This is a genomic window from Streptomyces sp. NPDC000348 (assembly GCF_042898795.1).
In the GTDB taxonomy this organism is placed as follows: Bacteria; Actinomycetota; Actinomycetes; order Streptomycetales; family Streptomycetaceae; genus Streptomyces.
Map to the genome: position 1 here is coordinate 1 of NZ_JBIAZD010000052.1, position 4,238 is coordinate 4,238.

The 4,238-nt window shown below is 65.7% G+C and carries 5 protein-coding genes and 1 pseudogene; 5 read left to right on the forward strand and 1 reads right to left on the reverse strand.

Annotation, left to right across the window (positions count from 1 at the left end; all coding sequences use genetic code 11):
• The first annotated feature begins 103 nt into the window (after positions 1-103).
• The 4 genes and pseudogenes from ACFY3N_RS36580 (at position 104) to ACFY3N_RS36595 (ending at position 2,013) form a co-directional block, all read left to right on the forward strand.
• On the forward strand, positions 104-496 hold the full coding sequence (locus tag ACFY3N_RS36580; RefSeq protein ID WP_390821083.1) for a hypothetical protein: 393 nt from the start codon (positions 104-106) through the stop codon (positions 494-496).
• Positions 497-625: 129 nt separating this feature from the next.
• Positions 626-1,371 (forward strand): annotated as a pseudogene (locus ACFY3N_RS36585) (IS256 family transposase); the annotation flags it as partial.
• The gene (locus tag ACFY3N_RS36590; RefSeq protein ID WP_390821087.1) at positions 1,351-1,548 is read left to right on the forward strand and encodes a hypothetical protein; all 198 of its coding nucleotides are present in this window, start codon (positions 1,351-1,353) and stop codon (positions 1,546-1,548) included. The pseudogene ACFY3N_RS36585 and the gene ACFY3N_RS36590, both read left to right, overlap by 21 nt.
• A 180-nt stretch (positions 1,549-1,728) precedes the next feature.
• On the forward strand, positions 1,729-2,013 hold the full coding sequence (locus ACFY3N_RS36595; protein WP_390821084.1) for a hypothetical protein: 285 nt from the start codon (positions 1,729-1,731) through the stop codon (positions 2,011-2,013).
• A 309-nt stretch (positions 2,014-2,322) separates the two neighbouring features.
• Here ACFY3N_RS36595 and ACFY3N_RS36600 read toward each other — a convergent pair whose 3' ends face one another.
• The gene (locus ACFY3N_RS36600) at positions 2,323-2,610 is read right to left on the reverse strand and encodes a transposase (RefSeq protein WP_390821085.1); all 288 of its coding nucleotides are present in this window, start codon (positions 2,608-2,610) and stop codon (positions 2,323-2,325) included.
• Between the two features lie 90 nt (positions 2,611-2,700).
• Here ACFY3N_RS36600 and ACFY3N_RS36605 point away from each other — a divergent pair, with 90 nt between their 5' ends.
• Entirely contained in the window at positions 2,701-4,209 is a 1,509-nt protein-coding gene (locus ACFY3N_RS36605; protein WP_390821086.1) for a hypothetical protein, read from the forward strand.
• Positions 4,210-4,238 lie beyond the last annotated feature (29 nt).

Consider the following 4,238-nt stretch of genomic DNA (forward strand, 5'->3'; position numbering starts at 1 on the left):
GGACCCTAGACAAGTCCCATCGTTGCAGGTCAGGAGCACTCTCCGCTTATTTGATCAAGCCTCGGACACTCCACCTCGCGAAAGCCCGAGGCTAGTCTCACTCATGGTCACCGACTCCTGGACACACGCCCGTGACCTCGTCGGACGATTCTTCTCACGCAGCGGTGCAGACAGCGCCGCGATCACCGACCTGGACACCGCCCGGACCCAGCTGCTCACCGCCGAGGCGACAGAGGACACACAAACCACCCGTGACATCACGGAACAATGGCACACCTACCTGCAGCGCCTTCTGCAAGCAGGCGCTGCCACTGGCGACGACCTGCGCGACCTGCTCACCTCCTTGCAGCAGATCGCGAGCAACCCAGATCCACAACCGAGCACCGTACACAACGACATCAGCGGCGGAGTCCAGCATGGCCCTGTCATCCAGTCGGGTCGGATTGCCGGACTCACCTTTCACGTCCACCAAGCCGCCGCCCCCACGCACGACTGAACTGAGGCAGCCACACTGAAGTTCCCTCAGAGGCTAACGTCTCTACGGGATCTGTGGACGGGTCTTGTACGGTGAGCGGTGTAACTCCCGAGCTAGAAACGTCAGTTGATAACTGACGTGGCGGGTGGCATCGAGGCCAGGGAGGCCGTTGCGAGTGGGGCGGGCGCCGTGGATGACGGGCTGGTCGCCGAGCTGGTGGCCCGGGCCCAGGCCGGTGGGGTGAAACTCACCGGGAGGGCGGCCTGCTGCAGCAGCTGACGAAGCGGGTGGTGGAGTCCGCGCTCGAGGGCGAACTCACCGATCATCTGGGGCACGAGCCCGGTGAGCGGGCCGAGGGCGGCCAGGAAAACTACCGCAACGGACGCCGGCCCAAGACGGTGATCACCGAGTCGGGGCCGGTCGAGATCGCGGTGCCGCGGGACCGGGCCGGGTCGTTCGAGCCGCAGCTGGTCAAAAAGCGGCAGCGGCGTCTGGGCGGGGTGGACGAGATAGTCCTGTTGCTGTCAGCGAAAGGGCTGACGCACGGGGAGATCTCCGCGCATCTGGCTGAGGTGTCCGGCCCGGAGATCTCCAAGTCCACCATCTCCACGATTACCGACAGTGTGATAGCCGGCATGACGGAATGGCAGAGCCGTCCGCTGGACAGCGTCTACCCGGTCGTCTTCATCGATTGTATGAACGTGAAGGTCAGGGACAGTCAGGTCGCCAACCGGCCTGTCTATATGGCGGTGGCGGTCACCGCCGAGGAGCACCGGGACATCCTGGGCCTGTGAATCGGCGACGGCGGGGAGGGCGCGAAGTACTGGCTCCAGGTCCTGACCGAGATCAAGAACCGCGGCGCGGCCGATGTTTTGATGTTGGTCTGCGATGGTCTGGCCAGGGACCTGTCGGTGTGCGGCACCCGCCACGCCGACGACGTCACCCACCGGGAGGCCGCCGCCGAAGCCGAGCGTGCCGCACGGCGGCAGGCACAGCAGGACGCGGCCAGGGAGGCGGCCGAGGCGGAGGAGAAGGCGAGGAAGGTGCTCGGCCGGTTCCGCCGCCGGATCTGACCCGGCAAGCCGCTCGCGGAGGCGGACAAGCCGGAGACGATCCCGGGCGCTGCGGCGACCGGTGCCGGGCAGGACGAGACGGTAACGATGGGGGTGCCGTATGTTCCCGGGCACTCAGCTCCGGCGTGTACGTCTTCACCGTGAAGACGGGCCGGAAAGTGAGCGGGAAGGAACATTACCGTGAAGACCATCGAGGAAGGCCTCTACGTCCAGAACGGGTCCGCCTACGGAGCACTCGCAGAGGCGGCGCTGCGCCGTGCCGCCGAGACCGGCCGACGACTCGACCGGCTCCAGGAGGAGGCGGACACAATGACGGACGCACAGCTCTTCTACCGGATGTACCGTGCCCTGAAGTACTACACGCAGGGGGAGGTGAATGCCACCCAGGTCTCACACCTCGTCGGACAGGTACGCCGTGGGGTCCGGCTGGAGTGGAGCGTCCCGAAAAGGTTTCCCTGTGCCTGACCCTTCGCAAGAACGGCCGGGCCCCTTGAGCTGAAAGGTCGAGGGGCCCATGGCCTCGTACCTCACCCTCCTGGCGCACAGGCGGTCCGCGTCCGACACCCTCCAGATGTCGGTGACGACTGACAGGCTGACAGGCTGGCCGGTATGAACGGTGACGAGCAGCTGCTGCGCGGCCGGGTCTACGGCCACGACCACGACGACCCTGAGCCGGGCCCGAGGCTGGGCCGGACCTACGCCGAACTCGTCGACGGCCCGCTGGACGGCCTGCTCCTGGACATCCACGGACCTTGTGTGGAAAGCCGTATGCGGTCATCTGCCCCGTGGCCAGCCGCCTCCCCGCGCTACGCCGCGCGATGCCTCGGCCACCGGCCGGGCCGACGACGGCGACCCGTTGCGCCGCGCCCGCGACACCCAGCTGTGCAACGTCCCCGCGTGGATGCCCAGATCCCCAGCCACTTCCGGAATCGGCTTCCCGGTCTCCGTCACGATCCGCACCGCCCCCCCGCGCGGAACTCGGCGTCGTAGATGCGCTACCTGGATGCCATGACCCCAACTATCCCTCCGGTCACGGTCTCCGCAGTAGGAGGGGAACCTCACGAGTCACGCTTGGTACTACTTGGGTGAGGCGCTGCGGCCACCGCCGTGCGATTCTTATCGTTGCTTCCCGCAATCTTCTGTGGAGGTCTCGTGCGAGCCATTGGGGCGATCGTCGCCGGCTACAAGTCAATCCGGACGGCTGAAGTGCCCCTCGGAGGCCTGACCGTCCTTCTCGGTCCCAACGGATCGGGCAAGACGAACATCATCGAGGCTATTGGCGCACACGATCCCGTGGCCCGACACGCCCTTCGCCGCTCGGACGGCCGTAACCCCGCACTGCAGGCCCGCCTAGGTCTTGTCGTCAAGCTCGACATCGACTCCGTCGGGCACGGCGCTGACGCCGAATTGCTGAGGCAGATGATGGTGTGGCCCTGGCAGGAAGGCCTCCGCCCGCTCGAGATCACTGACGGGATCGGCGCCTACTGCGGCAGCGCTTGGTGGCTGTACGGAGGAGATCTGTACGATCCCAGCGACAGCGCGACGTTGAAGGGCTGTTACCACGTCGTCCGGCAGTCGCTGCTCTATGGAGTTCCAGCATCGGCGGCGGCGGACGCACAGCGGCTGGTGGACCTCCTACTCACGAACCCGGTTCTGATCGTGCAGGAAGACTTCATGGTTGAGCTCGCCTGTGACCGGTCCTCTACGGCTAGCCAGGAGGCCACAGAGCTCGCATCGCGCATCCAGCCGCTCCTGACCAAGGGGCCGCTCCGGGACATTGTCGGCGTGCTGACGTCGTGGACCGGCCGGTGGCCACCTCTGACCGCCTTTACTCGTGGACCGTCGGGCAGCTCACCGGCTGTCCCTGCCGGTTTCGAGTGGGTCACCGGCAGACTGGGCGGTGTGCGGGTGGTCGACGGCGATGCGATAGCTGTGGAAAATTACCTGGACCGGGCACTTGAAACAGTTCACGACCGGATGTTCCATCAGCTGGAGACCGGTGACGGGATGCGAGCCGACGATGAGTTTTGCGACCATTGCCTCCATCCCGATCATGCGGGCCGGGTCGATCCGTCATTCTATGCTGCCGACGAAGCACACGCGGTTGACGACGTCTTCGTTTATCCCGGTAGTTCCGACTGGTTGGAGCAGAACAACGAGTGGGTTCGGGTGCGACCGGAGCTCCACGTCGCGCTTAGCGCTATCGAGCACGAAGCGAACCATCGGCTGATCCCATTCGTCGCCGAACAAGGGAAGATCCGGCTTGAGATTCGGCGTGTTCCGGAGTGGGACTCATCGGCATCTCGATGCCGCATCACGTTCGAGCATCACATCGGTGAAGCCCGTCCGATCGAGGCGGACTGGGACGGGCCGGTCGGCGTCGCGGGTTTCGCCTATCCGCAGCACTGTCCCGGCGAAGCCATACCCTTAGCACACCTCGGTGCGGGGATTCAGAGATGGGTCGCGACCGCCGTCCGGTTGGCCGCGGATGCCTGCGCTGAGGGCGAGACCGACCCTATACCGCGGATCCTGCTCGTTGACGAGCCCGAACAGCACCTGCATCCTGCGGCTCAGACGCAGGTGGCTGCCTGGTGCCTAGCCTCGGGCTTTCGCGAGGTGGAGTGTCCGAGGCTTGATCAAATAAGCGGAGAGTGCTCCTGACCTGCAACGATGGGACTTGTCTAGGGTCC